Consider the following 25,768-nt stretch of genomic DNA (forward strand, 5'->3'; position numbering starts at 1 on the left):
GGTGGCTCCCAAGTGCATCGGCGGCGCATCGACGGCGGCCCTACGCGGAACCTCCCGGCGCCATCGCGGCGGTCAGCTCGGCGGCCGTGGTTGGGGCGGCCTGAACTGCCTCGCGATCGGGCGCGAGCGGGTCGGTCACCGTGCCGGACTCCTCATCGAGCAGCCCCTGCGCCAGCCTGGTCACCGCTGCGGGGACCGGCGGCGCCAGGTCGGCCGTAGCGCGGAGACCGGACAGGACGTCGTCGGGTCGCACGGCAGGTGTCAGATGCCGTACCACCAGCCGCAGTATCGCACAGCCAGCGTCTCCGGGCCTATCGGCCCGAGGCGGAAGCACCTCCAGCCGGGCCACCGCCGCACGGGCGTCGAAGGTTCGCAACCCGTTTTTCGTCCGGCGCTCCACCTCGACCGTGTCGGCCTCGAGGAAGGCGGCGGCGGCCCGCTCGGCGTCCGCCCGGGCGACCTGGTCGATCCGGATCTCCCATACGGACGCCTGCAGCCGGTCGGCGAGCCCCGAGGTGCGGGCCTCCACGGACTCGATCACATCGAGCCCCGCGGGCAGCGACTCGTTGAGCAGCGCCCGGAGTTTCTCGGGGTCGCGCGCCTCGGTCAGCTGGATCTCCAGGTACTCCGCCTCGCTGCCGGTGCCGGTGGGTGCGGCATTGGCGTAGGACACCTTCGGATGCGGGGTGAAGCCCGCCGAGTAGGCCATCGGCACCTCGGCGCGGCGCAGCGCCCGCTCAAAGGCGCGCTGGAAGTCGCGGTGGCTGGTGAACCGGAGGCGGCCGCGCTTGGTGTAACGCAAACGGATGCGCTGCACCGCGGGAGCGGGCGGGGGGCCTTCGGGCTGTCGCTTGCCCAGGGGACTGTCTCCTTGTACTTCCTTGCGGTCGAGCACCAGGGCCGCAAGGCCCCGGTCTCTTCCAGCCTACTTTGTGGGCCCCCCGGTGACGGAGGGCCGCCGGACGGCTACTTCACCGACAGCGGCAGCAGCTTCCGGCCGGTGGGGCCGATCTGGATCTCGGTCTGCATCTGCGGGCAGACGCCGCAGTCGAAGCAGGGGGTCCAGCGGCAGTCCTCGACCTCGGTCTCGTCGAGCGAGTCCTGCCAGTCCTCCCACAGCCAGTCCTTGTCGAGGCCCGAGTCGAGGTGGTCCCAGGGCAGGACCTCCTCGTAGGTGCGCTCGCGCGTGGTGTACCAGTCGAGGTCGAGGCCGAACTGGGGCAGGGCCCGCTCGGCGCACTCCATCCACCGGTCGTACGAGAAGTGCTCACGCCAGCCGTCGAAGCGGCCGCCGTCCTCGTAGACGGCGCGGATGACCGCGCCCACCCGGCGGTCGCCGCGCGAGAGCAGACCCTCGACGATGCCGGGCTTGCCGTCGTGGTAGCGGAAGCCGATCGAGCGGCCGTACTTCTTGTCGCCGCGGATCTTCTCGCGCAGCTTCTCCAGCCGGGCGTCGGTCTCCTCGGCGCTCAGCTGCGGGGCCCACTGAAACGGGGTGTGCGGCTTGGGGACGAAACCGCCGATCGAGACGGTGCAGCGGATGTCGTTCTTGCCGGACACCTCGCGGCCCTTGGCGATGACCTTGGTCGCCATGTCGGCGATCTGCAGCACGTCGTCGTCGGTCTCGGTAGGCAGACCGCACATGAAGTACAGCTTCACCTGGCGCCAGCCGTTGCCGTACGCGGTGGCCACCGTACGGATGAGGTCCTCTTCCGAGACCATCTTGTTGATGACCTTACGGATGCGCTCACTGCCGCCCTCGGGGGCGAAGGTGAGGCCCGAGCGGCGCCCGTTGCGGGTCAGCTCGTTGGCGAGGTCGATGTTGAAGGCGTCCACCCGGGTCGACGGGAGGGACAGGCCGATCTTGTCCTCCTCGTACCGGTCGGCGAGGCCCTTGGCGATGTCGCCGATCTCGGTGTGGTCGGCGGAGGAGAGCGACAGCAGGCCGACCTCCTCGAAACCGGTGGCCTTCAGCCCCTTGTCGACCATCTCGCCGATGCCGGTGATCGACCGCTCGCGCACCGGGCGGGTGATCATGCCCGCCTGGCAGAAGCGGCAGCCCCGGGTGCAGCCGCGGAAGATCTCCACCGACATCCGCTCATGGACGGTCTCGGCCAGCGGCACCAGCGGCTGCTTCGGGTAGGGCCACTCGTCGAGGTCCATGACGGTGTGCTTGGACACCCGCCACGGCACGCCCGAGCGGTTCGGCACGACGCGCGCGATCCGCCCGTCGGCCAGGTACTCCACGTCGTAGAACTTCGGGACGTAGACGCTGCCGGTGCGGGCGAGACGGAAGAGCAGCTCGTCGCGGCCGCCCGGGCGGCCCTCGGCCTTCCAGTCGCGGAGGATCGCGGTCATGTCGAGCACGGCCTGCTCACCGTCGCCGATCACCGCGCAGTCGATGAAGTCGGCGATCGGCTCCGGGTTGAACGCGGCGTGGCCGCCCGCGACCACGACGGGGTGGTCCTCGGTGCGGTCCCGGGCGTCCAGCGGGATGCCCGCGAGGTCGAGCGCGGTGAGCAGGTTGGTGTACCCCAGCTCGGTGGAGAAGGAGACGCCGAGGAAGTCGAACGCGGACACCGGGCGGTGCGAATCCACGGTGAACTGCGGCACCTTGTGCTCGCGCATCAGCTCCTCGAGGTCCGGCCACACGCTGTAGGTGCGCTCGGCGAGCACACCCTCGCGCTCGTTGAGGACCTCGTAAAGGATCATGACGCCCTGGTTGGGGAGACCGACCTCGTAGGCGTCCGGGTACATGAGCGACCAGCGGACGTCGCAGCTCTCCCACGGCTTGACAGTGGAATTGAGCTCGCCACCTACGTACTGGATAGGCTTCTGCACATGCGGCAGCAGGGCCTCGAGCTGTGGGAAGACCGACTCGACAGACATCGCGGACTTTCGTGAGCTGACAGGGGTGACCCTCTAGCGTACCTGCCGCGTCGGACTCCCTCGCCACGGCTCTACGCCTCCAGGGCCGCCCGGTGCTTCTTACGGGAGACATCGGCCCACAGACCGGGCAGCTCGCGCTCGCGGGCGGCGGCCCGCGCCTCCTCCCTGCCGTACAGCAGGCCGAAGGTGAAGTCGCTCTCCCCCGCGCCGTGGGCCTGGGTGGCCAGCGCGCGCAGCGCCTCGCGCACGACGACGCTGTCCTGGTGGTCGCCGAGCACGTCCTGTACGGCCTGCATGCGGCGGGCGAACTTCTTGGCGGACTTGCCGAGCGCGGGCCGGGCCGTCTCGGCGGCGTAGCGGACGCGCTTGGCGGCCTTACGGGCCTGATGGACCGCGACGTCGCGGTCCGGCCCCGGGGGCGTCTCCAGGGCGGTGGTCATACGGGTGGCGAGCCGCTCATAGTCGCGCAGCACGGCCTTGACGACCACCGGCGCGGCCGGCTTCGCGGCGGCGGGGCGCAGCGGCGGATCGGCCGCCAGGGCGTCGAGGGTGTCCAGGAGCGTGAGATAGCGCTCGCTGTCCAGCGCGCCCAGGACGGCCGCGCGGGCGGACTCGCGCCGTCCCTGCGACCAGTGGTGCAGCCGGGCCGGCACCGGGCCGAGCCGGAGGTCGTCCGGCAGCTCGTCGAGACGGCCTTCGAGGTGCTCGGTGAGCACCTCACGGTCGCGCTCCAGGCCGAGCTCACCGGCCAGCCACTTCAGCTCGTCGCCGATCGGATCGGTCACCGTACGGTCCAGGACCTTGCGGTAGGAGCGGAAGGCGCTGCGCAGCCGGCGGGTGGCGACCCGCATCCGGTGCACCGCGTCCGGCAGGTCCCTGCGCACGGCGGGGTCGAGCCGCACCATGGCGTCGATCTGACGGCGTACATAGTCCAGGACGACGTCGTCGGCGCCGAGCGGCCGCCGGACCGCCGACGGCGCGGCCTCCTCGACCTGACGGGCGCTCTTCGCGGGCTTCCCGGGCTTGGCGGACCGGCCGGGCCCGCCTCCGCCGGTCTCGACCGCGACCGCGACCTTCTCCGTCTCGGCCAGGGCCTTGGCGAGCTTGGAGGGGGTGTCGGCGCGGTGCAGACCGCCGTCGCGCAGCCGCCCCTCCACCGCGTCGAGCAGCCGCTGATCGTGGCCCCGGCCCTCGGCGAGCTCGACCTCGACCTCGGTCCACCGCACCGGCTCGCTCTCCTCCGGCGCCAGCCGCCGGGCCGTCACGCGGTCGACCGCCACCTCGGCGAGCACGGTGCCGTCGGCGTCCACCAGATCCTTACGGTCCCGCTCGGTGTGCAGATGGGCGAGCGGGCGCAGCGGAGCGTGGCGGACCCGCGACCGCAGCAGCGCGACCATCTCGGCGGGCACCTCGGTGCCGAGCGGCGCCTGCAGCTCCTCCCGGGTGTCCTGGCCGACGGGCAGCTTCAGATGCCAGCCCTCGTCGGCGCCGCCGGTGCGGTGGCGCAGGGTGATGCCGTCGGCCAGCAGCCGTCGCCCGGGGGTGTCGTAGTAGGTGGCCTCGAGGGTCGCGACACCGCGGCTCACCACGGTCGCGACCGGACCCGCCCCGGTCAGTTCGGGAAGACCCGGCAGGTCGGGTCGCCCGGACGGACCGGCTTCTTCGGCGGTGGCCTCGTACTTGCGTTCAATCTCCTGCTTCGTGTCCACCATGTGATGTCACGTACCCGAACTCGGGCCAATCAGCCCTAAGCGGAGACGGGCCTCTGCACTCGGATGGACTGCAGCAGCCCGATCGCGATCCATACGGCGAACATCGAGGTTCCGCCGTAGGAGACGAACGGCAGCGGCAGACCGGCCACCGGCATGATGCCCAGCGTCATCCCGATGTTCTCGAACGACTGGAAGGCGAACCAGGCGATGATCCCGGCCGCGACCACGGTCCCGTACAGCTCCGTGGTGTCGCGCGCGATCCGGCAGGCGCGCCACAGCACGACCCCCAGCAGCACGATGATCAGGCCCGCGCCGAGGAAGCCGAGCTCCTCCCCCGCGACCGTGAAGACGAAGTCGGTCTGCTGCTCGGGGACGAACTGACCGGTGGTCTGGGTGCCGTGGAAGAGCCCCTTACCGGTGAGACCGCCCGAGCCGATCGCGATCCGCGCCTGGTTGGTGTTGTAGCCGACCCCGGCCGGGTCGAGCGCGGGGTTGGCGAACGCGGCGAAGCGGTCGATCTGGTACTGGTCGAGGACGTGCAACTGCCAGATGAGCAGTGCGCCGAGCACGGCCGTGAGGATCAGCCCCGCGATCCAGCGGTTGGACGCGCCGGAGGCGAGCAGCACGGCGAGCACGATCACCGCCATGACCATCACCGAGCCGAGGTCCGGCATCAGCAGCACGATCGCGATGGGCAGTGCGGCCAGCCCGAGCGACTGGACCACGGTGCGGTGGTCGGGGTTGAGCCGGTCACCCGCGTCCACGCGCGCGGACAGCAGCATCGCCATGCCCAGAATGATCGTGATCTTGGCGAACTCGCCCGGCTGCAGGGAGAATCCGCCGCCGACCACGATCCATGCGTGCGCCCCGTTGATCGTTGAGCCCAGCGGGGTGAGCACGGCGAGGACGAGGACGACGGACAGGCCGTAGAGGACCGGGACCGCGCCGCGCAGGGTGCGATGGCCCAGCCAGACGGTGCCGATGGCGAGCAGCAGCCCGATGCCGGTGTTGAGGGCGTGCCGGACCAGGAAGTAGTACGGATCGCCCTGGTTGAGCTCGGTGCGGTTGCGGGTGGCGGAGTAGACGAGCGCCGCACCGATCGTGGACAGGGCCAGCGCGGTGAGCAGCAGCACCCAGTCGAGGCGGCGCACGATGGAGTCGCGCGCCATGAGCTTGCTCCAGGCGCCGCGCTCAGGGGTGAAGCGGCGTACGGAGTAGCCGTGCGTGGACGCGCTCATGAATCCGCTCCCCGCCGCCGCTCCCTCGAAGCCGCCTCGAACCGCTTGCCCAGGGGCTGGGGCTCGATGGAGCCGTCCGAGGAGATCTTCGGCAGGTTGGCCTGCGGCTGGGGCAGCAGCGCCTTCTTCTTGTCGATGCCGCCCTTGGCGTCGACCCCGTACAGCGCGTTGTAGATCTTGCGCACCGCGGGGCCGGAGGCCCCGGAGCCGGTACCGCCCTGGGAGATCGTCATGACGATCGAGTAGTCCTTGGTGTACGTCGCGAACCACGAGGTGGTCTGCTTGCCGTAGACCTCCGCGGTACCGGTCTTGGCGTGCATCGGGATCTTGTCCTGCGGCCAGCCCTGGAACCGCCAGGCGGCGGTGCCCCGGGTGGCGACGCCCGCGAGCGCGCTGTCGATCTTGTCGCGGGTCTGGCCCTTCATCGGCAGCTTGCCGTGCGACTCCGGCTTGATCTCCCGGACGTCCTTGCCGTCGGGGCTGACGATCGCCTTGCCGACGGTCGGGTTGTAGAGCGTTCCGCCGTTGCTGATGGCCGAGTAGATGGTGGCCATCTGGATCGGGGTGACGAGGGTGTCGCCCTGGCCGATGGAGTAGTTCACGGAGTCACCGGCGCGCATCTTCATGCCCTCGAGGCAGTTCTCGTAGGCGATCCGCTGGCCGTAGTTCCCGTCCTTCTTACCGGTCTTGCACCAGGCGTCCTTGTTGGCCTTCCAGTAGTCCTTCTTCCACTGGCGGTCCGGGACCCGGCCGGTGACCTCGTTGGGGAGGTCGATGCCGGTCTCCTTACCGAGGCCGAACTGGTGGGCGGTCCGGTAGAACCAGTCCCCCGGCTTCTTCTTGGGCTTGTTGCCGCCGTCCTTCTTCCACTGCTCGTAGGCCAGGTGGTAGAAGACGGTGTCGCAGGAGACCTCCAGCGCGCGGCCGAGGCTGATCCCGCCGTAGTTCTCGGACTCGAAGTTCTTGAAGACCTGGCTGCCGATGTTGAACGAGCTGGTGCAGGGATACGGCCCGTTGAAGGAGTACCCGGCGTTGATCGCGGCGGTCGTCGGGATGACCTTGAAGATCGAGCCGGGGGCCGCCTGGCCCTGGATCGCCCGGTTGAGCAGCGGGTAGTTGGACTTCTTGCCGGTGAGCTGCTTGTAGTCCTTGCCGGAGATGCCGCCGACCCAGGCGTTGGGGTCGTACGTCGGGTTGGACGCCATGGCCACCACCCGGCCGGTCTTGGCCTCCATGACCACGACCGCGCCGGAGTCCGCCTTGTAGTTGGTGCCGGTGTTCCGGTCGTGCTGCTTGCGGGCGTCCCGCATCGCCTGCTCCAGCTCCTTCTCCGCGACCGATTGGACGCGCGAGTCGATGCTGGTGACGACGTTGTCGCCGGGACGGGCCCGCTGGCTCTCCCGCTGACCGATGACACGGCCGAGGTTGTCGACCTCGTAGCGGGTCACCCCGGCCTTGCCGCGCAGCTCGCTGTCGTACTGGCGCTCGAGGCCGTTGCTGCCGACCTGGTCCGAGCGGAGCAGCGGCGACTTGGTGTGCTCGGCCTCCTTCACCTGCTCATCGGTGACCGGGGAGAGATAGCCGAGCACCTGGGCGGCGTTGGAGCCGGCCGGAGCGGCGTAGCGGCGCACGGCGGTGGGCTCGGCGCTGATCCCGGGGAAGTCCTCTTCGCGCTCGCGGATCTGCAGCGCCTGCTTGGCGCTGGCCTCGTCCGTGATCGGGATGGGCTGGTACGGGGAGCCGTTCCAGCACGGCTGCGGGGTCTTGGCGTCGCACAGCCGGACCTTGTCCATGACGTCCTTGGGCTTCATGCCCAGGACGTCGGCCAGACGGGTGAGAGCGGCCTTGCCGTCGTCCGGCATCTTCATCAACTCGGTGCGGCTGGCGGAGACGACCAGACGGGTCTCGTTGTCGGCGAGCGGCACCCCGCGGGCGTCCAGTATGGAGCCGCGCACGGCGGGGTGGACGACCTGCTGGACGTGGTTGTTGGCGGCTTCGGCGGTGTACTCGTCGCCGTTGCGGATCTGCAGGTACCACAGGCGCCCGCCGAGGGTCAGCAGCAGCGAGAAGACCAGGATCTGGAGGCCGACGAGCCGGATGGTGACCCGGGGGGTCCGTCCGGTCTCGGGGATATTACTCATGGCATCCCCTGAGGGCGGTGGTGGGCGACGAGAGGACGAACGGAGACGACAGAGGGGAGGGCGGCGGGCGACGGGAGGGCTGTGCTCACAGGCGCTTGACCCCCTTGATGCGTGCCGTCCTGTTCTTCCCGGTGCGGGCCAGCAGCCCGCCGCGCTGGCTGCCGATCCGGGCCGCCCGGCCCGGGCGCCTGAGCCGGCTCATCCGGCCGACCCGGCCGGTGCTGACGCCGCCCGCCGCGCTGATCCAGCGGGACGTGCTCTCACCGCCGCCGCCCGCGCTGTCGGCCATCGGATCGTTCTCACTCCGTCTGGCGAGCCCCATGATCAGCGGCACCGTGAAGGGTGCCAGCAGCAGGTCGTAGAGGGCCGCGGTGAACAGCAGCTTGCCCAGGCCCACCTGACGGGCCGCGTCGTCGCCCACCAGGATGCCGACCCCCGCGTACAGCAGCGTGGCGCCGATGGCCGCCGCCACGACCACCAGCATCGGCCCGGTGGCCGACCTGAGCTGGCCGGACTCCGGCTTGGCGAGCCCCGCCAGATAGCCGATGACGCAGAGCACCAGGGCATAGCGCCCGGCGGCGTGGTCGGCGGGCGGGGCGAGGTCGGCGAGCAGGCCCGCGGCGAAGCCGATGAGCGCACCGCCGGTGTGGCCGTAGACGAGCGCGAGACCGAGCACGACGAGAAGCAGCAGGTCCGGGACGGCGCCGGGCAGTTGGAGCCGGGCCAGCACACAGATCTGGACGACGAGGGCGAAGACCACCAGGCAGGTCGACAGGACGATCCGGTTGAGGTGCAGCATCGGTCAGCTCCTGTTGGCGGCCGGGCTCGTGGCGGTGGCGGAGGGGTTGGCCGTGACGGTGACCGTGGGCGTCGGCTTGGGCTTCGCGGGCTTGGGCGGCAGCACGGTGTCACGCGGGTTGCCGCGCGGCGGCTGGACGACGACCCCGACGATGTCCAGCTTGCTGAACCGCACGTACGGGCGCACTTGAAGCGTTCGGGTGAGATCCCCTCCGGTGGGGTCGACGCGCACGACCTTGCCGACCGGGACTCCGGGGACGAACGGCTTGTCCGCCTGGGAGCCGAAGGTGACCATCCGGTCGCCCTGCTTGATCCGGGCCTTGCCGTTGAGGAGCTGCACGTGGAGCGAGCGGTCGCCGCGCCCGGTGGCGAAGCCGAGCTCGCCCGACCCCTCCATACGGGTGCCGACGGTGAAGTCCGGGTCGATGGCGAGCAGCACGGTCGCCGTCGAGGAGCCGACGGTGGTGACCCGGCCGACCAGCCCGTCGCCGTTGATGACGGTCATGTCGCGGCGGATGCCGTCGTTGCTGCCGATGTCGAGGGTGACGGTCCAGGAGAAGCCCTGGGCGGCGCCGATGCCGATGACCTGGGCGCCCTTGATGCCGTATTGGCCGGCGCCCGCGGTCTTGAGCAGCTTGTCGAGCTCGGCCGAGCGGGCGCGGTTCCGGGAGTCGTTGCCGAGCTTTTGCTTGAGTTTGGTGTTCTCTTCCTCCAGGCGGCGGACCCGGTCGTGCCGGTCGCCCGATTCCCGTACGGCCGCGACGGCGTTGCCGACCGGGTCGACGGCGGACGCGACGCCGTCCTCCACGGGCCCGAAGACGGAAGCGGCGGCCTGACGTGCGCCATCGAGGGGTGAGTCCTCGCCGCCGCGGATATCCACCGTGATCAGCGCGAACGCGATGGCGACCAGCAGCACCAGGAGCAGCCGGCTCTCTCGTGTGTCCCTCACGTGCGGCGACGTGCCTTCCTCGTCGAAGTCGGACCGGTGCCGGTGCCGGAGATGTGGTGACCGGCCGGTCCTGGGGAGCCTTATGCCTGTATATCAGCGTTCCGCCGCACGGGCAGCCAACCACCCGCACGGCCGGTTCGCCGGATTGTCATCTGCGGGGCTGGGCGTCCAGCACCTGCTGGAGCGCCTCGAACTCCTCCACGCACTTGCCGGATCCGAGCGCGACGGAGTCCAGCGGGTCCTCGGCGATATGGATCGGCATCCCGGTCTCCTGGCGCAGCCGCTCATCCAGGCCGCGCAGCAGCGCACCGCCGCCGGTGAGCACGATGCCGCGGTCCATGACGTCGCCGGAGAGCTCCGGGGGGCACTTGTCGAGGGTGGTCTTGACGGCGTCGACGATCGAGTTGACCGGCTCCTCCATGGCCTTGCGGACCTCGGCGGCCGAGATCACGACGGTCTTGGGGAGGCCGCTGACGAGGTCACGGCCGCGGATCTCGGTGTGCTCCTCCTCGTCGCTCTCGGAGGCGGAGCCGATGGTGATCTTGATGTTCTCGGCGGTGCGCTCGCCGAGCAGCAGGCTGTACTCCTTCTTGATGTGCTGGATGATCGCGTTGTCCAGCTCATCGCCCGCCACCCGGATGGACTGCGCGGTGACGATGCCGCCCAGCGAGATGACGGCGACCTCGGTGGTGCCACCGCCGATGTCCACGACCATGTTGCCGGTGGCCTCGTGGACCGGAAGGCCGGAACCGATGGCCGCGGCCATGGGCTCCTCGATGATGTGCACCTGGCGGGCGCCCGCCTGGGTGGACGCCTCGATGACGGCACGGCGCTCGACTCCGGTGATACCGGACGGCACACAGACGACCACACGGGGCCGGGCGAGATAGCGGCGCTTATGAATTTTCAGGATGAAGTACCGCAACATCCGCTCGGTGATCTCGAAGTCGGCGATAACGCCGTCCTTGAGCGGACGCACAGCGACGATGTTGCCAGGGGTGCGGCCGATCATCTTCTTCGCCTCGGCGCCCACGGCGAGAATTCCGCCCGTGTTGGTGTTGATGGCGACGACGGATGGCTCGTTGAGGACGATCCCGCGGCCCCTGACGTACACCAGCGTGTTGGCGGTCCCGAGGTCGACAGCCATGTCACGGCCGATGAACGACATGTTGTTCCCCATGAGGATACGTCAGGCCTTCCCTGCTGGAGCGATTGCTTGCTAGAGGTCGGCAGGATGGGTGTGCGCTGCGAGGCGCGGAAGCTTCATCGTAGTCACGCCCGCTCGAACACGCTGCGGGGGTCCTCCGCCATTGTCAGCAGAACACGACCCCGCCTCCTCTAATGGTGACGTCGTGTCGCGGAGATGCGTTCCCCCGATCGGCTCGCATATGCCGAAGGGCGGCCGGGTAATTCGGCCGCCCCCAGGTCAGCAGGGGTGTGGCAAGCTGATGATCAAACTGATGGCCGATCAGTACCGATCGGATCGGGATCAGGCGAGCCCGGGAAAGAAAATCTTGATTTCCCGTTCGGCGGACTCCTCCGAGTCCGAGGCATGGATCAGATTTTCCCGAACGATGGTGCCGAAATCGCCACGGATGGACCCGGGCGCGGCGGCGATCGGGTCAGTCGGCCCGGCCAGCGCCCGGACGCCCTCGATGACCCGCTCGCCCTCGACGACCAGCGCCACGGCCGGAGCGGAGGCCATGAACTCCATCAGCGGCTCGTAGAAGGGCTTGCCGACATGCTCGGCGTAGTGCTGCTCCAGGACCTCACGGTCCAGCTGACGCAGCTCGAGGGCGCTGATCGTCCAGCCCGCCTTCTTCTCGATCCGCCCCAGAATCTCGCCCACCAGACCGCGTCGGACGGCGTCGGGCTTGAGAAGGACGAGCGTGCGCTGGCTCACGGTGCGGGCTCCTTTGGGAAATGGCGTGCGGGTGGCGCTGTGAGGCAGAGGCTACATGGGTGAACGAGGGCCACGTCACGCAGTGTCAGGCGAGGCGGCCGCGGCCGCGGCGAACCGCGCCTTCGCCTCGTCGACCTTACGGCCGAAGTGGACCGAGGCCCACCACAGCGCGGCGAAGACCACCCCGAGGACGAACATCGTGGTCACCACGAAGCCGCTCAGCACCAGGCCGATCTGCAGGGCCCAGCCGATCTGCACCGCGCCCGGACGGCTCAGCATCCCGCACAGCACCACACACAGCGCCATGGCGATCCCGCTGACCGTCCAGACGGTGCCCATCGACAGCCCGGACGTCTTCATCGCGACCAGCCCGGCGAAGCCGATCACAAAGAACTCACCGATGAGGGTGGAAGCGCACAGCGTTCGCATATCAGCCCCTTCCCAGAAGCAGCCGGGCCTCGCCGACCGTGATCACCGACCCGGTCACCAGCACACCCGCTCCGGCGTATTCGCCCTCTTCCTCCGCCAGGGTGATGGCTTCCTCCAGGGCGTCGTCCAGCCGCGGCTCGACCTGGACCCGGTCGGAGCCGAAGACCTCGACGGCGATCGCGGCCAGCTCATCCGGGTCCATCGAGCGATGGCTGGAATTGCGGGTCACCACGACCTCGGCGAAGATCGGCTCGAAGGCTTCCAGCAGACCGCGCACATCCTTGTCGGCGCTCGCCCCGACCACGCCGACCAGCCGGCTGAAGTCGAAGGACTCGGTGACCGCCTCGGCCGCCGCACGGGCGCCGGCGGGGTTGTGTGCGGCGTCCAGCACCACGGTGGGGCTGCGGCGCACGACCTCCATCCGGCCCGGCGAGGTCACGGAGGCGAAGGCGGAGCGGATCGTGTCGATATCGAGCGTGCGGGCGTGCTGGGAGCCGACGCCGAAGAACGCCTCGACCGCGGCCAGCGCCATCGCCGCGTTGTGCGCCTGGTGGGCGCCGTGCAGCGGGAGGAAGACATCGGGGTACTCCCCACCGAGGCCGCGCAGGGTCAGCAGCTGACCGCCGACCGCCACCTCCCGGGAGAGCACACCGAACTCCATGCCCTCGCGGGCGACCGTGGCGTCCACCTCGACGGCGCGCTTGAGCACCACGGAGGCGGCCTCCACCGGCTGCTGCGCGAGCACCACGGTGGCGTCCTGCTTCACTATGCCGGCCTTCTCCGTGGCGATCTGCTCAGGAGTGGTGCCGAGCCGGTCGGTGTGGTCCAGCGAGATCGGCATGATCACCGCGACGCCCGCGTCGACCACATTGGTGGCGTCCCACGAGCCGCCCATGCCGACCTCGACCACCGCGATGTCCACGGGCGCGTCCGCGAAGGCCGCGTACGCCATCCCGGTGAGCACCTCGAAGAAGGACAGCCGGTGCTCCTGCTGGGCGTCGACCATCTCGATGTACGGCTGGATGTCCTGGTACGTCTCGATGAACCGCTCGGCGGAGATCGGCGCCCCGTCCAGGCTGATCCGCTCGGTGATCGACTGGACATGAGGGCTGGTGTAGCGGCCGGTGCGCAGCTCGAAGGCGCCGAGCAGCGACTCGACCATACGGGCGGTGCTGGTCTTGCCGTTCGTGCCGGTGATGTGGATCGAGGGATAGGCCCGCTGCGGCGAGCCGAGGATGTCCATCAGCGACTCGATGCGCACCAGCGACGGGTCCAGCTTGGTCTCCGGCCAGCGCTTGGCCAGCTCGCCCTCCACCTCGCGCAGGGCGCGGTCCACCTCCGGGTCGGCCGGGCGGGAGGGAATGCCGTCCCCCTGCGGTGGCCCGGACTGCGCACGCAGCGTCCGGCTACCGGCCTCGATCACCGCCAGATCGGGGTCGCGGTCGGTCTCGGCTTCGACGATCTCTTCGAACTCGTCGGACTCGTTCTGGGGGCGCTCCTCGCTCACGCCGACCAGTCTACGAGGCAGGGGTGACAAGCCGGGCCAGCGCCATCCCCGGGGTCACGACCCGGTATCGGCCAATGCGGCCTTCATCATCGACTTCGCGATCGGCCCCGCGAGACCGCCACCAGAAATGTCTGCGCGGGCCGCGTCGCTGTCCTCGACCACCACCGCGACCGCGACCTTGTGGCCGTTGCCGGCGTCCGCGTAGCTGATGAACCACGCGTAGGGATTGGCGCTGTTGTTCTCACCGTGCTGGGCGGTGCCGGTCTTGCCGCCCACCGTCACCCCGGGGATCTTCGCGTTGGTCCCGGTGCCCTCGTCCACGACCGTCCCCATCGCGGACTGCAGCTCGGACGCGGTGTGCTTGGACATCGCCTCGCCGTAGGTCTTGCCCTGGTTACGGTCCAGGGCGGAGGCGCTGCCGTCCGTGGTGCGGTCGACCTCGTACGGCGTCATCAGCTTGCCGTCGTTCGCGATGGCCGAGGAGACCATCGCCATCTGCAGCGGAGTGGCCGTCACATCGAACTGGCCCATACCGCTCAGGGCCGTCTGCGAATCGTTCATCCCGCTCGGGTACAGGCTCTTCGCGGCGCGCACCGGGATGTCCAGCTTGGAGTCGTCGAAGCCCAGCTTCTCGGCCTGCGCCGCCACCTTGGACTGGCCCAGGTCCACGGCCATCTTCGCGAAGACCGTGTTGCACGAGTACTCCAGGGCGGTGCGTATCGTCGCGTTCTCACAGGGCGCCGACCTGTTCTCGTTGTGCATATCGGTGACCGTGCCCGGCAGCCGGTACGGATCCGGGCTCTTGGTCGGCTCGTCCACCGATGAGTACAGCCCGTTCTCCAGCGCCGCGGCGGCGACCAGGACCTTGAAGGTCGAGCCCGGCGGGTACGTCTGGCGCAGCGCGCGGTTCAGCATCGGCTGCTTCTCGTCCTTCTGCAGCGCGAGCCACGCCTTCTGGTCCTTGGTGGAGGAGCCCGCGAAGCTGCCGGGGTCGTACGAGGGCGTGCTGGCCAGGCCCAGGACGGCGCCGGTCGTGGGGTCGAGCGCCACGGCCGCGCCGGTCTTGTTGCCCAGGCCCTCATAGGCGGCCTTCTGTACGGCCGGATTGATCGTGGTGATCACATCGCCGGGCTTGGACCGCTCCCGCGTCACCGCCTCGAGCGGGTTCTTCAGCCGGCTGTCGGAGCCGTCGAGGACCTGCCGGTCCAGGGCCTCCAGCTGAGTGCTGCCGTAGGACTGGGAGGCATAGCCGGTGACCGGGGCCCAGAGCTTGCCGTCGGTGTAGGTGCGCTTGTACTTCAGGTCGCCGTCGGTGGAGGCCGAGCCGGTGATCGGCTTGCCGCCGGCCAGGATGTCGCCCAGCGGGCCGGCGTACTGGGAGATGGCCACACGGCTGTTGTGCGAGTTGTCCCGGAGACTGTCGCCTCTCGCCAGCTGCACATAGGTGGCCCAGGCGAGCAGGGACAGCACGAGCAGAAGCGAGAAGATGGAGGCCCTTCGCAGCGGCTTGTTCATGGAGGGTGGAGCTCCTTCCGGGACGTACTGCCGGAGAACTCCCGGAAGGGAGTGTTTGGTTCCCGGTGGGGCTTTGCTGTGCGGCGTCTGTGCGGCGTTTGTGCGGCTTCTCCGGGCATCTGTGGCACATCGCACACAGCAAAGCGCCCCCGCCGGAATCCGGCGGGGGGCGCCTCATGCGATCAGTGCCGACCGGCTTTCGGTCGGCCCTCGGTCAACCCTTGTCAGCCCTTGGGGAGGGCCGCCAACTGGGCGGTGATCCGCGCGATATCGGCCTCGGCGGTCGCCTGCCGAGTGCGGATCTTCTCCACGACATGGTCGGGGGCCTTGGCCAGGAAGCCCTCGTTGGACAGCTTCGCGGTCGTCTGCGCCTTGTCCTTCTCGGCCGCGGCCAGGTCCTTGGCCAGCCGCTTGCGCTCGGCCTCGACGTCGATCGCACCGGAGAGGTCCAGCGCCACCGTCGCGCCCGCGACCGGCAGCGAGGCGGTGGCCGTGAAGTCCTCACCGGCCGGCTGGAGGCGCAGCAACGAACGCATGGCGTCCTCGTGGGCGGCGAGCGAGGTGCCGGACAGCTCCAGCCGCGCCGGGACCCGCTGACCGGGCTGAAGGCCCTGGTCGGCGCGGAACCGGCGGACCTCGGTGACCACCTGCTGGAGGTTCTCGATCTCCCGCTCGGCCGCCTCGTCCCGGAAGCCGCTGTCGCCGGGCCAGTCCGCGATGACGACGGACTCCTGGCCGGTCAGCGAGGTCCACAGCTTCTCGGTGACGAACGGGACCACCGGGTGCAGCAGCCGCAGCGTGACGTCCAGGACCTCGCCGAGGACGCGCCGCGCGGCGTCGGCCTCCGCACCGCCCTTGGCGAAGGTGGTCTTGGACAGCTCGACGTACCAGTCGAAGACCTCGTCCCACGCGAAGTGGTAGAGGACGTCGGAGAGCTTGGCGAACTGGTAGTCCTCGTAGTGCGCGTCGACCTCGGCGACGACCTCGTTCAGCCGGGACAGGATCCAGCGGTCGGTGGCGGACAGCCGCTCGGGGGCGGGCAGTTCGCCCTCGACCGTCGCGCCGTTCATCAGCGCGAAGCGGGTCGCGTTCCAGATCTTGTTGGCGAAGTTGCGGGACGCCTGGACCCAGTCCTCGCCGATCGGGACGTCGACGCCGGGGTTGGCGCCCCGGGCCAGGGTGAAGCGGACCGCGTCCGAGCCATAAGTGTCCATCCAGTCCAGCGGGTTGACCGCGTTGCCAAAGGACTTGGACATCTTCTTGCCGAACTGGTCACGGACCATGCCGTGCAGCGCGATGGTGTGGAACGGCGGGGTGCCGTCCATCGCGTACAGGCCGAACATCATCATCCGGGCGACCCAGAAGAAGAGGATGTCGTAGCCGGTGACCAGGACCGAGTTCGGATAGAACTTCGCCATGCTCTCGGTCTGCTCGGGCCAGCCGAGCGTGGAGAACGGCCACAGGCCGGACGAGAACCACGTGTCCAGGACATCGCTGTCCTGGTGCCAGCCCTCGCCGCTCGGCGGCTCCTCGTTCGGTCCGACGCAGACGACCTCGCCGTTCGGCCCGTACCAGACCGGGATCCGGTGACCCCACCAGAGCTGGCGCGAGATGCACCAGTCGTGGAGGTTGTCGACCCAGTCGAAGTAGCGCTTCGACATGTCCTCCGGGTGGATCTTCACCCGGCCGTCGCGGACCGCGTCGCCCGCGGCCTTGGCCAGCGGGCCGACCTTGACCCACCACTGCATGGACAGCCGCGGCTCGATGGTCGTCTTACAGCGCGAGCAGTGGCCCACGGAGTGGGTGTACGGGCGCTTCTCGGCGACGATCCGGCCCTCGGCGCGCAGCGCGCCGACGACGGCGCTGCGCGCCTCCAGCCGGTCCAGGCCCTGGAAGGGGCCGTGGGCGGTGATGACCGCGTGCTCGTCCATGACGGTCAGGTTCGGCAGGCCGTGCCGCTGCCCGATCTCGAAGTCGTTCGGGTCGTGGGCCGGGGTGACCTTGACCGCGCCGGTGCCGAACTCGGGGTCGACATGCTCGTCGGCGACGATCGGGATCCGGCGGCCGGTGAGCGGCAGTTCGATCTCGGTGCCGACCAGATGGCGGTAGCGCTCGTCGTCGGGGTGGACGGCGACCGCGGTGTCGCCCAGCATCGTCTCGGCGCGGGTGGTCGCCACGATGATGGACGCGCCCGCCCGTCGCCCGCCACCACCCTCAACCGAGGCGCTACGCGCCGCCCCTTCTTCCAGATCGCCGTACCGGATCGAGACGAGCTCGCCGTCATCGTCGTCGTACTCCACCTCGATGTCCGAGATGGCCGTAAGGCAGCGCGGGCACCAGTTGATGATGCGCTCGGCGCGGTAGATCAGCTCGTCCTCGTAGAGCCGCTTGAAGATCGTCTGGACGGCCTTGGAGAGCCCCTCGTCCATGGTGAAGCGCTCGCGGTTCCAGGCGACGCCGTCGCCCAGGCGCCGCATCTGGCCGGAGATCTGTCCGCCGGACTCGCCCTTCCACTGCCAGACGCGCTCGACGAACGCCTCGCGGCCCAGGTCGTGGCGGGAGACGCCCTCCTTGGCCAGCTCGCGCTCGACGACGTTCTGCGTGGCGATACCGGCGTGGTCCATACCGGGCTGCCAGAGCGTCTCAAAGCCCTGCATTCGCTTGCGCCGGGTGAGCGCATCGATGATCGTGTGCTCGAAGGCATGGCCGAGGTGGAGCGAGCCGGTCACATTGGGGGGCGGGATGACGATGGTGTAGGGCTCTTTGTCGCTCTTCGCGTCCGCCTCGAAGTAACCGCGCTCTACCCAGCGCTCGTACAGCGGCCCCTCTACATCGGCCGGCGCGTACTGGGTCGGCAGTTCGGGGTGGCTGTTCGGCCCGCTCGTGGGGCGCTGCGAAGAGTTCTCGGTCACCTCCGCAGTCTAAAGGGCCACGGCCTTCCGTTACGAACCCGTTGTGGCCCCGGGGCCAAGGCGCCCTGAGGCGTCGGGAAGGATGTTTGGAACTGTCATGCGCATAAGGAGAGGCACATGAGCCATCAGCAGCCGCCGCCGCAGCCCGGCCCCTACGGGGGCCAGCCAGGGGCGTACGGCGCCGGCCAGCCGCCGGTGCCCAATCCGTATGCGCAGACACCGGGCTACGGCCAACCGCCGCAGGGGGGCTACGGTCAGCCGAACCCCTACGGCGGGTCCGGCGGCTATGGACATCCTCAGCCCGCGAATCCTTACGGGCAGCCGCCTCAGCCTCCCCAGCCGCAGCAGCCGGGCCCCGTGCCCCAGCAGGGCCCGGGCTACTACGGCGGGCCCCAGGCGCCGCCGTCCCAGGGACCGGCGGCCGGTGGCCGCGGCAAGGGCCGCACGGTGGGTCTCGCGGTCGGTGCGGTGGTGGTCGTGGGGGCGCTGGGGGCGGGGGCGTTCATGCTGTTCGGCGGCGGCAGCGGCGGTCCGTACAAGCTGACCACGCCCAAGACCGTGGCCGCGGACTACGAGCGCCAGGGCTCGGGCACGGACGACAGCGATCTGTCCGCGGCGGGCCGGAAGGACCTCCAGCAGGTGCCGGTCGTCAAGGACCCGCATCTGGTGGCGGCCGACTACCAGAGCTCCGGCAAGGAGATGCTGAAGTTCACCGGCGTCTGGGGCGATGTGACCGACCCGGCGCGGGGCGCGGACCTCGCACTGGCGGTCATCGTCAAGACGCTGCAGGACAACGGCACAGCGCAGGCCAAGGGCAGCCCCCAGACGTTCTCCCCGGACGGCTTCGACGGGGACGTCCTGAAGTGCCAGTCCATGAAGTTCACCTCGGATCAGGGATCCATGGAGGCCCCCGCGTGCGTCTGGGGCGACAAGGACACCCTGGGCGTCACAGTCATGGCGGACCCGGCAGCCGCGGTGCTCGGCGGTGGTATGTCCCTTGAGGACGCCGCCGGCCTCACGGCCAAGGTGCGCGAGGACGCGCGCGTCGAGATCGACGGCTAGCCCGCGACCGGCGAACAGCAACACAACAGCGGTTTCACCAACGAGGGATACAGATGAGCTACAACCAGCCGGGCCCCTACGGCCAGCAGCCCGGGCAGCCGGGTCCCTACGGACAGGGTGGTGCGTCCGGCCAGCCCGGCTACGGCTACCCGCAGCAGCCGGGTCCCTACGGACAGCCGCCGCAGCCGCCGCAGCCGGGCTACGGCTACCCCGGGCAGCCGCAGGGGCAGCCGGGCCCCTACGGACAGCCCCCGAACCCGTACGGCCAGCAGCAGCAGCCGTACGGCCAGCCGGGCATGCCGGGCCCGTACCAGCCGGACCCGGGCCAGGGCGGCGGCAAGAAGAAGGGCCTGTGGCTCGCGATCGGCGCGGTGGTCGTGGTGGCCGCGGTCGTCGGCGGCGTCCTGATGGTCCAGGGCGGGGACGACAACGGCGGCGGTGGCGGCGGTAAGGTCGCCGACGACGGCAAGCGGTACAAGCTCACCACCCCCCAGACGGTGGCCGGCGACTACACCAAGGAGTCCTCCGGCTCCGGCGGCGGTCTCACCTCCTCGGACGCGGACGACTTCGAGAAGTTCGGCGTCAGCAACCCCGAGCCGGTGAGCGCGGAGTACAAGTCCGGCGAGGGCATGAGCGTGAAGAAGCTCCAGCTCAACGGGGTCTGGGGCGAGGTGAAGGACCCGGAGTCGGTTGTCGACGGCGGCTTTGCGAAGATCGCTCAGGAGGCCGAGAAGGACTCCTCGACCAGCAGCGGGATGAAGGCCGAGCTCGTGGGCAGCCCGGAGTCGGTGTCGCCCAGCGGCTTCGAGAACGCCGTGATGAAGTGCCAGAACACCAAGTTCACCCCGGGCGAGGGCTCCAGCTCCAGCGGCATACCCAGCAAGGGGTTCACGATCCCGATCTGCATGTGGGGTGACAACAGCACGGTGGGCTATGTGGTCGTCTCCGACGCGGCCGCGGCGCTGTCCGGCAACGGCATGTCGCTCGACGAGGCCGGTGAGGTCACCGCGAAGGTCCGCAACGACGCGCGCGTGGAGATCAAGTAGCCGAGCGGGCCGCCCAGTTCACAGGCCACAGCCGACCCGGAGGGGGACCCCCACAGCCATGAGCCACAACCAGCCACCGCCGCCGGGGCCCTACGGCGGCGGACCCAGCCCGTACGGGGGCGCTCAGCCCAATCCGTACGGCGGAGGGCAGCAGCAGCCCGCGGGGCCCAACCCGTACGCGCAGCCGCAGGGTTACGGCTATCCGCAAGCGCAGCCCCCGCAGGGCTACGGCTACCCGCAGCAGGCAGGTCCCTACGGCCAGCCGCCCTACCCCGCGCCGCCCGCGGCCGGCGGGGGCGGCAACCGCACCAAGATCATCGCGGTGACGGTGGCCGGGCTCGTGGTGGTGGGCGCGATCGTCACCGGCGCCGTGGTGCTGTCCGGCGGCGACGACGGCCCGAAGTCGATGAAGCTGGTCACCCCCAAGACGCTCGACGACGGCACCTACACGCTGGACAAGGGCACGGACGACCTCGACAACGAGGGCACCAGCGTGCAGGGCAGCATGCCCGAGGGCGCGACCTCGGTCCTGGCCCAGTACAAGCGGTCGGACGACGACAACTCGGGGCTCGCCTTCTCCGGGATGTACGGCGAGATCAGGGACCCGGAGGCGGTCCGGGACGAAATGTTCAAGGGCTTCGCGGGCGGCGACGGCTCCCCCACGGTGGAGGAGAAGCGCAAGCGGTTCCAGCCGGAGGGCGGCGACGGCCCCTCGGTGGAGTGCGAGGTGGTCAAGCTCTACGACCGGATCTACGCCCCGGCCTGTGTCTGGGCGGAGGAGACGGACGCGGCGATGGTGCTCGACGTCAACGCGGAGAACACCTCGGCATCGGACGCCGACATGGAGTCCTTCGCCAAGGTGACCGCGGGCATCTACCAGGACACCCGCAAGCCCGCCTGAACCGCCCGCAAGACGCCCACAGGGCGCGTACGACACGAAGAGGGCCCCGGGAGACCGGGGCCCTCTTCGCATGCTCTCTGCGGGGCGGCTACGCGTGCGGGGCGGCGGCTACGCGCTCTTCTCGTGCCGCTCGCCCGGCTCGGTGCCCCGGGTACGGGGCACCAGCGTGGGATTCACATTGGAGTGCACGACGTCCTCCGTGATGACGACGCGGGCCACGTCCTTGCGGGACGGCACCTCGTACATCGCCGACATCAGCACTTCCTCGATGATGGCGCGCAGGCCCCGGGCCCCGGTGCCGCGCAGGATCGCCTGGTCGGCGATGGCCTCCAGGGCAGGGCGGTCGAAGTCCAGCTCCACACCGTCGAGTTCGAACAGCCGCTGGTACTGCTTCACCAGCGCGTTCCGCGGCTCGACGAGGATCTGCAGCAGCGCCTCACGGTCGAGGTTGTGGACCGAGGTGATGACCGGGAGACGGCCGATGAATTCCGGGATCATCCCGAACTTCACCAGGTCCTCGGGCATGACCTCCTGGAACTGGTCGCTCGCCTCGATCTCGCGCTTGGAGCGGATCGTGGCGCCGAACCCGATGCCCTTGGCACCCGCCCGCGACTCGATGATCTTCTCCAGACCGGCGAAGGCACCGCCCACGATGAACAGCACATTCGTGGTGTCGATCTGGATGAACTCCTGGTGCGGATGTTTCCGGCCGCCCTGCGGCGGCACCGACGCCGTGGTCCCTTCCAGGATCTTCAGCAGCGCCTGCTGAACGCCCTCGCCGGACACATCGCGGGTGATCGAGGGGTTCTCGCTCTTGCGGGCCACCTTGTCGATCTCGTCGATGTAGATGATGCCCGTCTCGGCCTTCTTGACGTCGTAGTCGGCGGCCTGGATCAGCTTGAGGAGGATGTTCTCCACGTCCTCGCCGACATAGCCCGCCTCGGTGAGCGCGGTGGCGTCGGCGATGGCGAAGGGGACGTTGAGCATCCGGGCGAGGGTCTGCGCGAGCAGGGTCTTGCCGGAGCCGGTGGGGCCGAGCAGCAGAATGTTGGACTTCGCCAACTCGATGCCGTCGTCCCGGCTGTGGCCGCCGTTCTCGCCCGCCTGGACCCGCTTGTAGTGGTTGTAGACGGCGACCGAGAGGGCCTTCTTGGCGGCCTCCTGGCCGACCACATAGCCCTCGAGGAATTCATAGATCTCGCGCGGCTTGGGGAGTTCCTCCCAGCGCACTTCGGAGGTCTCGGCGAGCTCCTCCTCGATGATCTCGTTGCAGAGATCGATGCATTCATCGCAGATGTACACACCCGGGCCCGCGATGAGCTTCTTCACCTGCTTCTGGCTCTTCCCGCAGAACGAGCACTTGAGCAGGTCGCCGCCGTCACCGATGCGTGCCACGAGGTGCTTCCCCTTCGCCTTGGATCCGCTTTGCTGCGCGGAACCGGGTGCTTGCGCTGCGCTTTCTGCTTCTTTTCCCGTGGGCCGGGGCCCCCAGCCCTCTACGACGGTACCTTGCCGGGCCCCCGGTTCGGGCCCCCCTTGGACCTACTCGGTCCAAGGGAGGTGTCGCCACCGAAGATTCAGCCGAGACCGACCGACGTCTTGCGGGTGGAAACGATCTGGTCGACAAGACCGTACGACAGGGACTCCTCGGCCGTGAGGATCTTGTCCCGCTCGATATCGTCGCGGATCTTCTCGATGGGCGTGGTGGAGTGCTTGGCCAGCATCTCCTCGAGCTGCGAGCGCATCCGCAGGATCTCGTTGGCCGCGATCTCCAGGTCGGAGACCTGACCACGCCCGGTCTCACTGTACGGCTGGTGGATCAGGATGCGGGCATTGGGCAGGGCCATCCGCTTGCCCGGCGTACCGGCGGCGAGCAGCACGGCCGCGGCGGACGCCGCCTGGCCCATGCAGACCGTCTGAATGTCGGGCTTGACGAACTGCATCGTGTCGTAAATGGCGGTCAGCGCGGTGAACGAGCCGCCGGGCGAGTTGATGTAGACCGAAATGTCACGGTCCGGGTCCATCGACTCCAGGCACAGCAGCTGCGCCATGACGTCGTTGGCCGAGGCGTCGTCGATCTGGACGCCCAGGAAGATCACGCGCTCCTCGAAGAGCTTCGCGTACGGGTCGTACTCGCGGATGCCCTGGGAGGTGCGCTCGACGAAACGCGGAACGACATAGCGGGATTCGGCCATCGGGCCCGTGTACAGGCCGCTGCCGGGGAAGTTGCTCATCTGGGTCTTCACCATCCTGTGGCGATCTGGGGGCTGGAGGTCGGCTACGGGACGGCGGGACTCAGGCCCCGGTGCCGCCCCCGCCCGGAACGCTGGAGGCGGACGTCATGACGTCGTCGACCAGGCCGTACTCCTTGGCCTCCTGGGCGGAGAACCAGCGGTCGCGGTCGGAGTCACGGACGATCTGCTCAACCGTCTGGCCGGTGTGGAAGGAGGTCAGCTCGGCCATGCGCTTCTTGGTGTGCAGCAGCCGCTCGGCGTGAATCTTGATGTCCGAGGCGGAACCCGCCAGACCCGCGGAGGGCTGGTGGATCAGGATCTCGGCATTGGGCAGCGCGAAACGCTTGCCCGGGGTGCCCGCGCTCAGCAGGAACTGGCCCATCGAGGCGGCGAGGCCCATGGCGATGGTGACCACGTCGTTCTGGATGTACTGCATGGTGTCGTAGATCGCCATGCCGGCCGAGATCGAGCCGCCCGGAGAGTTGATGTAGAGGTAAATGTCCTTGTCCGGATCGGCGGCGAGCAGGAGCAGCTGAGCCGTGATCTTGTTGGCGATGTCGTCGTCGACCGGCTGGCCGAGGAAGATGATCCGCTCGCCGAGCAGCCGGTTGTAGACCTGGTCGCCGAGGCCACCGACGGTCGGCTCGCCGGCGGCGGAAGGCATCGTATTCGTCACGTATCCACCTGCTCGTCTCTGACGGCTGACTGGCCGTCTCAGCGTCTTCTTCTGGGGTGCGGGGGTGTGGCCGCCGGTGCGGCCCCGGCGGGCTTGCGAGACTCCCCTGCCCTCGTATCTACGGACCCTAACGCGCTGGTCGGCGGGCGCCATCCCGCATCAGTAACTGTTCGCTCTGAGCGCATGTTCCGGCACCGGACCGGCATCGCGGAACACGAACGGGCCCGGACGCGTGCAGACGTTCGGGCCCGTTCGTTACGGGCTGTGGAGCGGACCGGGATCAGCTCTCGGCCTTGTCCTGCTTCTCCTGGGACTCCGCGGGCTCCTCGGCGGCCTCGGTCGCGGCCTCGGCCTCGGCGGGCGCCTCGACGGCCTCGGAGGTGGCCTCGACCGTCTCGCCGGTCTCGTCCTCCTCGTCGTCCAGGTCGACGGTCTCGCCCTTGTCGTCGACGACCTTGGCGGCCTCGACCACCACGGCCAGCGCCTTGCCGCGGGCGACCTCGCCGACGAGCATCGGCACCTGGCCGCCCTCGACGACGGCCTGGGCGAACTGGTCCGGGCTCATGCCGGAGGACTGCGCACGGCGCATGAGGTGCTCGGTGAGCTCCTCCTGGCCGACGGACAGCTGCTCCTTGTTGACCAGCTCGTCGAGGACGAACTGGGTGCGGATGCCCTTCTCGGCCTGCTCCTTGAGCTCGGCGTCGAACTCCTCGGCGGTCTTGTCCTGCATCTGCAGGTACGACTCGAGGTTCAGGCCCATCTGCCCGAGCTGGTGGTGCTCGAGGTTGTGCTTACGGGTGTTGATCTCTTCCTCGAGGAGCTTCTCGGGGATCGGCACCTCGACCAGCTCCAGCAGGGCGTCCAGCACCTTCTCCTGGGCCTGGGTGGCCTGCTCGAACTTCTTCGACCGCTCCAGGCGCTTACGGCTGTCCGCGCGCAGCTCCTCGAGGGTGTCGAACTCGCTGGCCAGCTGGGCGAAGTCGTCGTCGAGCTCCGGCAGCTCACGGGCCTTGACCTCGGAGACCTTGACCGAGACCTCGGCCTCCTTGCCCTGGGCGGAGCCGCCCTTGAGCTCGGAGGTGAAGGTGGCCTCGCCACCCGCCTCCAGGCCGGTCACGGCCTCGTCGATGCCGTCCAGCAGCTCGCCCGAGCCGATGGTGTAGGTGACGCCGGTGGCGACACCGTCCTCCAGGACCTCGTCCTCGACCTTGGCCTCCAGGTCGATCACGACGATGTCGCCCTCGGCGGCGGCGCGCTCCACCGGGCTGGTGGTGGCGAACCGCTCGCGCAGCTGCTCGACGGACTTGTCGAGGTCCTCGTCCGAGACCTCCACGGCGTCGACGGTGACCTCGATACCGGAGTAGTCCGGGATCTCGATCGTCGGGCGGATGTCGACCTCGGCGGTGAAGGTCAGGAGCTCGTTGTCCTTGAGCTCGGTGATGTCCACCTCGGGCTGGCCGAGCGGGTTCAGCTCACCCTCGTTGACCGCGTCGGTGTAGAACTTCGGGAGCGCCTCGTTGACGGCCTCTTCCAGCACGGCGCCACGACCGAACCGCTGGTCGATGATGCGGGCCGGGATCTTGCCCTTACGGAACCCAGGCACCGTGACCTGCTGGTTGATCTTCTTGTACGCCGCGTCGAGGCTGGGCTTGAGCTCCTCGAAGGGCACCTCGACAGTGAGCCGAACCCGGGTCGGGTTCAGGTTCTCCACGGCGCTCTTCACGGTTCGGTCTCCTTGGGGGCTGACGTGTGGTGTTCAGCTGCGGTGCGCTGTCGCGTCGCAGCGGATTCGCGTCCGGTTAAAAAGACACAGACACGCAGCTTGCATAGTAACCGCAAGCATGACGGGCCCCACA

At 69.3% G+C, this 25,768-nt stretch carries 20 protein-coding genes; 3 read left to right on the plus strand and 17 right to left on the minus strand.

Going from position 1 to position 25,768, the window contains the following annotated elements; all coding sequences use genetic code 11:
- Window positions 1-40: 40 nt before the first annotated feature.
- The 13 genes from BLV72_RS10410 to BLV72_RS10470 form a co-directional block, all read right to left on the minus strand.
- On the minus strand, window positions 41-817 hold the full coding sequence (locus BLV72_RS10410) for a TIGR03936 family radical SAM-associated protein (RefSeq protein WP_093461764.1): 777 nt from the start codon (window positions 815-817) through the stop codon (window positions 41-43).
- 149 nt (window positions 818-966) lie between these two features.
- A complete protein-coding gene (locus BLV72_RS10415; protein ID WP_093461765.1) occupies window positions 967-2,889 on the minus strand; it encodes a TIGR03960 family B12-binding radical SAM protein in 1,923 nt (640 codons plus the stop codon).
- A gap of 71 nt (window positions 2,890-2,960) precedes the next feature.
- A complete protein-coding gene (locus BLV72_RS10420; protein WP_093461767.1) occupies window positions 2,961-4,601 on the minus strand; it encodes a CYTH and CHAD domain-containing protein in 1,641 nt (546 codons plus the stop codon).
- 35 nt (window positions 4,602-4,636) lie between these two features.
- A complete protein-coding gene (rodA, locus tag BLV72_RS10425; RefSeq protein WP_093461768.1) occupies window positions 4,637-5,839 on the minus strand; it encodes a rod shape-determining protein RodA in 1,203 nt (400 codons plus the stop codon).
- Window positions 5,836-7,980 carry a penicillin-binding protein 2 gene (gene mrdA / locus BLV72_RS10430; protein WP_093461770.1) on the minus strand — a complete coding sequence of 715 codons (2,145 nt, stop codon included), beginning with the start codon at window positions 7,978-7,980 and terminating at the stop codon, window positions 5,836-5,838. The genes rodA and mrdA overlap by 4 nt, the downstream gene beginning before the upstream one ends.
- Before the next feature lie 85 nt (window positions 7,981-8,065).
- Window positions 8,066-8,776, minus strand: coding sequence for a rod shape-determining protein MreD (gene mreD, locus BLV72_RS10435; RefSeq protein ID WP_059145737.1), 711 nt, complete (start codon window positions 8,774-8,776; stop codon window positions 8,066-8,068).
- Between the two features lie 6 nt (window positions 8,777-8,782).
- Window positions 8,783-9,727 (minus strand): rod shape-determining protein MreC, encoded by a 945-nt coding sequence (mreC, locus tag BLV72_RS10440; protein ID WP_093461772.1) that lies wholly within the window; start codon window positions 9,725-9,727, stop codon window positions 8,783-8,785.
- 148 nt (window positions 9,728-9,875) lie between these two features.
- On the minus strand, window positions 9,876-10,895 hold the full coding sequence (locus BLV72_RS10445; RefSeq protein ID WP_093470284.1) for a rod shape-determining protein: 1,020 nt from the start codon (window positions 10,893-10,895) through the stop codon (window positions 9,876-9,878).
- A 321-nt stretch (window positions 10,896-11,216) separates the two neighbouring features.
- A complete protein-coding gene (gene ndk / locus BLV72_RS10450; protein ID WP_078641414.1) occupies window positions 11,217-11,630 on the minus strand; it encodes a nucleoside-diphosphate kinase in 414 nt (137 codons plus the stop codon).
- A 75-nt stretch (window positions 11,631-11,705) separates the two neighbouring features.
- Window positions 11,706-12,059, minus strand: a complete 354-nt coding sequence (locus BLV72_RS10455; RefSeq protein WP_093461773.1) for a DUF4233 domain-containing protein — start codon at window positions 12,057-12,059, stop codon at window positions 11,706-11,708.
- Between the two features lies 1 nt (window position 12,060).
- Window positions 12,061-13,566 (minus strand): bifunctional tetrahydrofolate synthase/dihydrofolate synthase, encoded by a 1,506-nt coding sequence (folC, locus tag BLV72_RS10460; RefSeq protein WP_093461775.1) that lies wholly within the window; start codon window positions 13,564-13,566, stop codon window positions 12,061-12,063.
- 54 nt (window positions 13,567-13,620) lie between these two features.
- Window positions 13,621-15,081: a peptidoglycan D,D-transpeptidase FtsI family protein gene (locus BLV72_RS10465; RefSeq protein WP_093461776.1), complete on the minus strand. Its 1,461-nt coding sequence runs from the start codon at window positions 15,079-15,081 to the stop codon at window positions 13,621-13,623.
- 224 nt (window positions 15,082-15,305) lie between these two features.
- Window positions 15,306-17,993, minus strand: coding sequence for a valine--tRNA ligase (locus BLV72_RS10470; protein ID WP_093461778.1), 2,688 nt, complete (start codon window positions 17,991-17,993; stop codon window positions 15,306-15,308).
- A 117-nt stretch (window positions 17,994-18,110) separates the two neighbouring features.
- Between BLV72_RS10470 and BLV72_RS10475 the strand changes: the two genes are divergently transcribed.
- The 3 genes from BLV72_RS10475 to BLV72_RS10485 are packed head-to-tail and all read left to right on the plus strand — an operon-like array spanning window position 18,111 to window position 21,002.
- Window positions 18,111-19,055, plus strand: coding sequence for a hypothetical protein (locus BLV72_RS10475; RefSeq protein WP_093461779.1), 945 nt, complete (start codon window positions 18,111-18,113; stop codon window positions 19,053-19,055).
- Window positions 19,056-19,108: 53 nt separating this feature from the next.
- Window positions 19,109-20,101, plus strand: a complete 993-nt coding sequence (locus tag BLV72_RS10480) for a hypothetical protein (protein ID WP_093461781.1) — start codon at window positions 19,109-19,111, stop codon at window positions 20,099-20,101.
- A 58-nt stretch (window positions 20,102-20,159) separates the two neighbouring features.
- A complete protein-coding gene (locus BLV72_RS10485) occupies window positions 20,160-21,002 on the plus strand; it encodes a hypothetical protein (protein WP_093461782.1) in 843 nt (280 codons plus the stop codon).
- 108 nt (window positions 21,003-21,110) lie between these two features.
- On the opposite strand, the gene clpX is transcribed toward BLV72_RS10485, so the two are convergent.
- The 4 genes from clpX to tig all read right to left on the minus strand — a co-directional run bounded on the left by clpX (window position 21,111) and on the right by tig (window position 25,635).
- Window positions 21,111-22,397, minus strand: coding sequence for an ATP-dependent Clp protease ATP-binding subunit ClpX (gene clpX, locus BLV72_RS10490; protein ID WP_059145704.1), 1,287 nt, complete (start codon window positions 22,395-22,397; stop codon window positions 21,111-21,113).
- A gap of 182 nt (window positions 22,398-22,579) precedes the next feature.
- Window positions 22,580-23,236, minus strand: coding sequence for an ATP-dependent Clp protease proteolytic subunit (locus BLV72_RS10495; RefSeq protein ID WP_059145703.1), 657 nt, complete (start codon window positions 23,234-23,236; stop codon window positions 22,580-22,582).
- Between the two features lie 61 nt (window positions 23,237-23,297).
- The gene (locus BLV72_RS10500; RefSeq protein ID WP_161561328.1) at window positions 23,298-23,912 is read right to left on the minus strand and encodes an ATP-dependent Clp protease proteolytic subunit; all 615 of its coding nucleotides are present in this window, start codon (window positions 23,910-23,912) and stop codon (window positions 23,298-23,300) included.
- Between the two features lie 280 nt (window positions 23,913-24,192).
- Window positions 24,193-25,635 carry a trigger factor gene (gene tig, locus BLV72_RS10505; RefSeq protein ID WP_093461784.1) on the minus strand — a complete coding sequence of 481 codons (1,443 nt, stop codon included), beginning with the start codon at window positions 25,633-25,635 and terminating at the stop codon, window positions 24,193-24,195.
- Window positions 25,636-25,768: the final 133 nt, after the last annotated feature.

The organism is Streptomyces melanosporofaciens, from assembly GCF_900105695.1.
Classification (GTDB): domain Bacteria; phylum Actinomycetota; class Actinomycetes; order Streptomycetales; family Streptomycetaceae; genus Streptomyces; species Streptomyces antimycoticus.

What these genes read in the sequence shown, in the direction of transcription:
- BLV72_RS10415 (WP_093461765.1), bottom strand. Translation starts at nt 2,889, where the DNA reads ATGTCTGTCGAGTCGGTCTTCCCACAGCTCGAGGCCCTGCTGCCGCAT.
- BLV72_RS10420 (WP_093461767.1), bottom strand. Translation starts at nt 4,601, where the DNA reads ATGGTGGACACGAAGCAGGAGATTGAACGCAAGTACGAGGCCACCGCC.
- rodA (WP_093461768.1), bottom strand. Translation starts at nt 5,839, where the DNA reads ATGAGCGCGTCCACGCACGGCTACTCCGTACGCCGCTTCACCCCTGAG.
- mrdA (WP_093461770.1), bottom strand. Translation starts at nt 7,980, where the DNA reads ATGAGTAATATCCCCGAGACCGGACGGACCCCCCGGGTCACCATCCGG.
- BLV72_RS10445 (WP_093470284.1), bottom strand. Translation starts at nt 10,895, where the DNA reads ATGTCGTTCATCGGCCGTGACATGGCTGTCGACCTCGGGACCGCCAAC.
- BLV72_RS10455 (WP_093461773.1), bottom strand. Translation starts at nt 12,059, where the DNA reads ATGCGAACGCTGTGCGCTTCCACCCTCATCGGTGAGTTCTTTGTGATC.
- BLV72_RS10465 (WP_093461776.1), bottom strand. Translation starts at nt 15,081, where the DNA reads ATGAACAAGCCGCTGCGAAGGGCCTCCATCTTCTCGCTTCTGCTCGTG.
- BLV72_RS10475 (WP_093461779.1), top strand. Translation starts at nt 18,111, where the DNA reads ATGAGCCATCAGCAGCCGCCGCCGCAGCCCGGCCCCTACGGGGGCCAG.
- BLV72_RS10480 (WP_093461781.1), top strand. Translation starts at nt 19,109, where the DNA reads ATGAGCTACAACCAGCCGGGCCCCTACGGCCAGCAGCCCGGGCAGCCG.
- BLV72_RS10485 (WP_093461782.1), top strand. Translation starts at nt 20,160, where the DNA reads ATGAGCCACAACCAGCCACCGCCGCCGGGGCCCTACGGCGGCGGACCC.
- BLV72_RS10495 (WP_059145703.1), bottom strand. Translation starts at nt 23,236, where the DNA reads ATGAGCAACTTCCCCGGCAGCGGCCTGTACACGGGCCCGATGGCCGAA.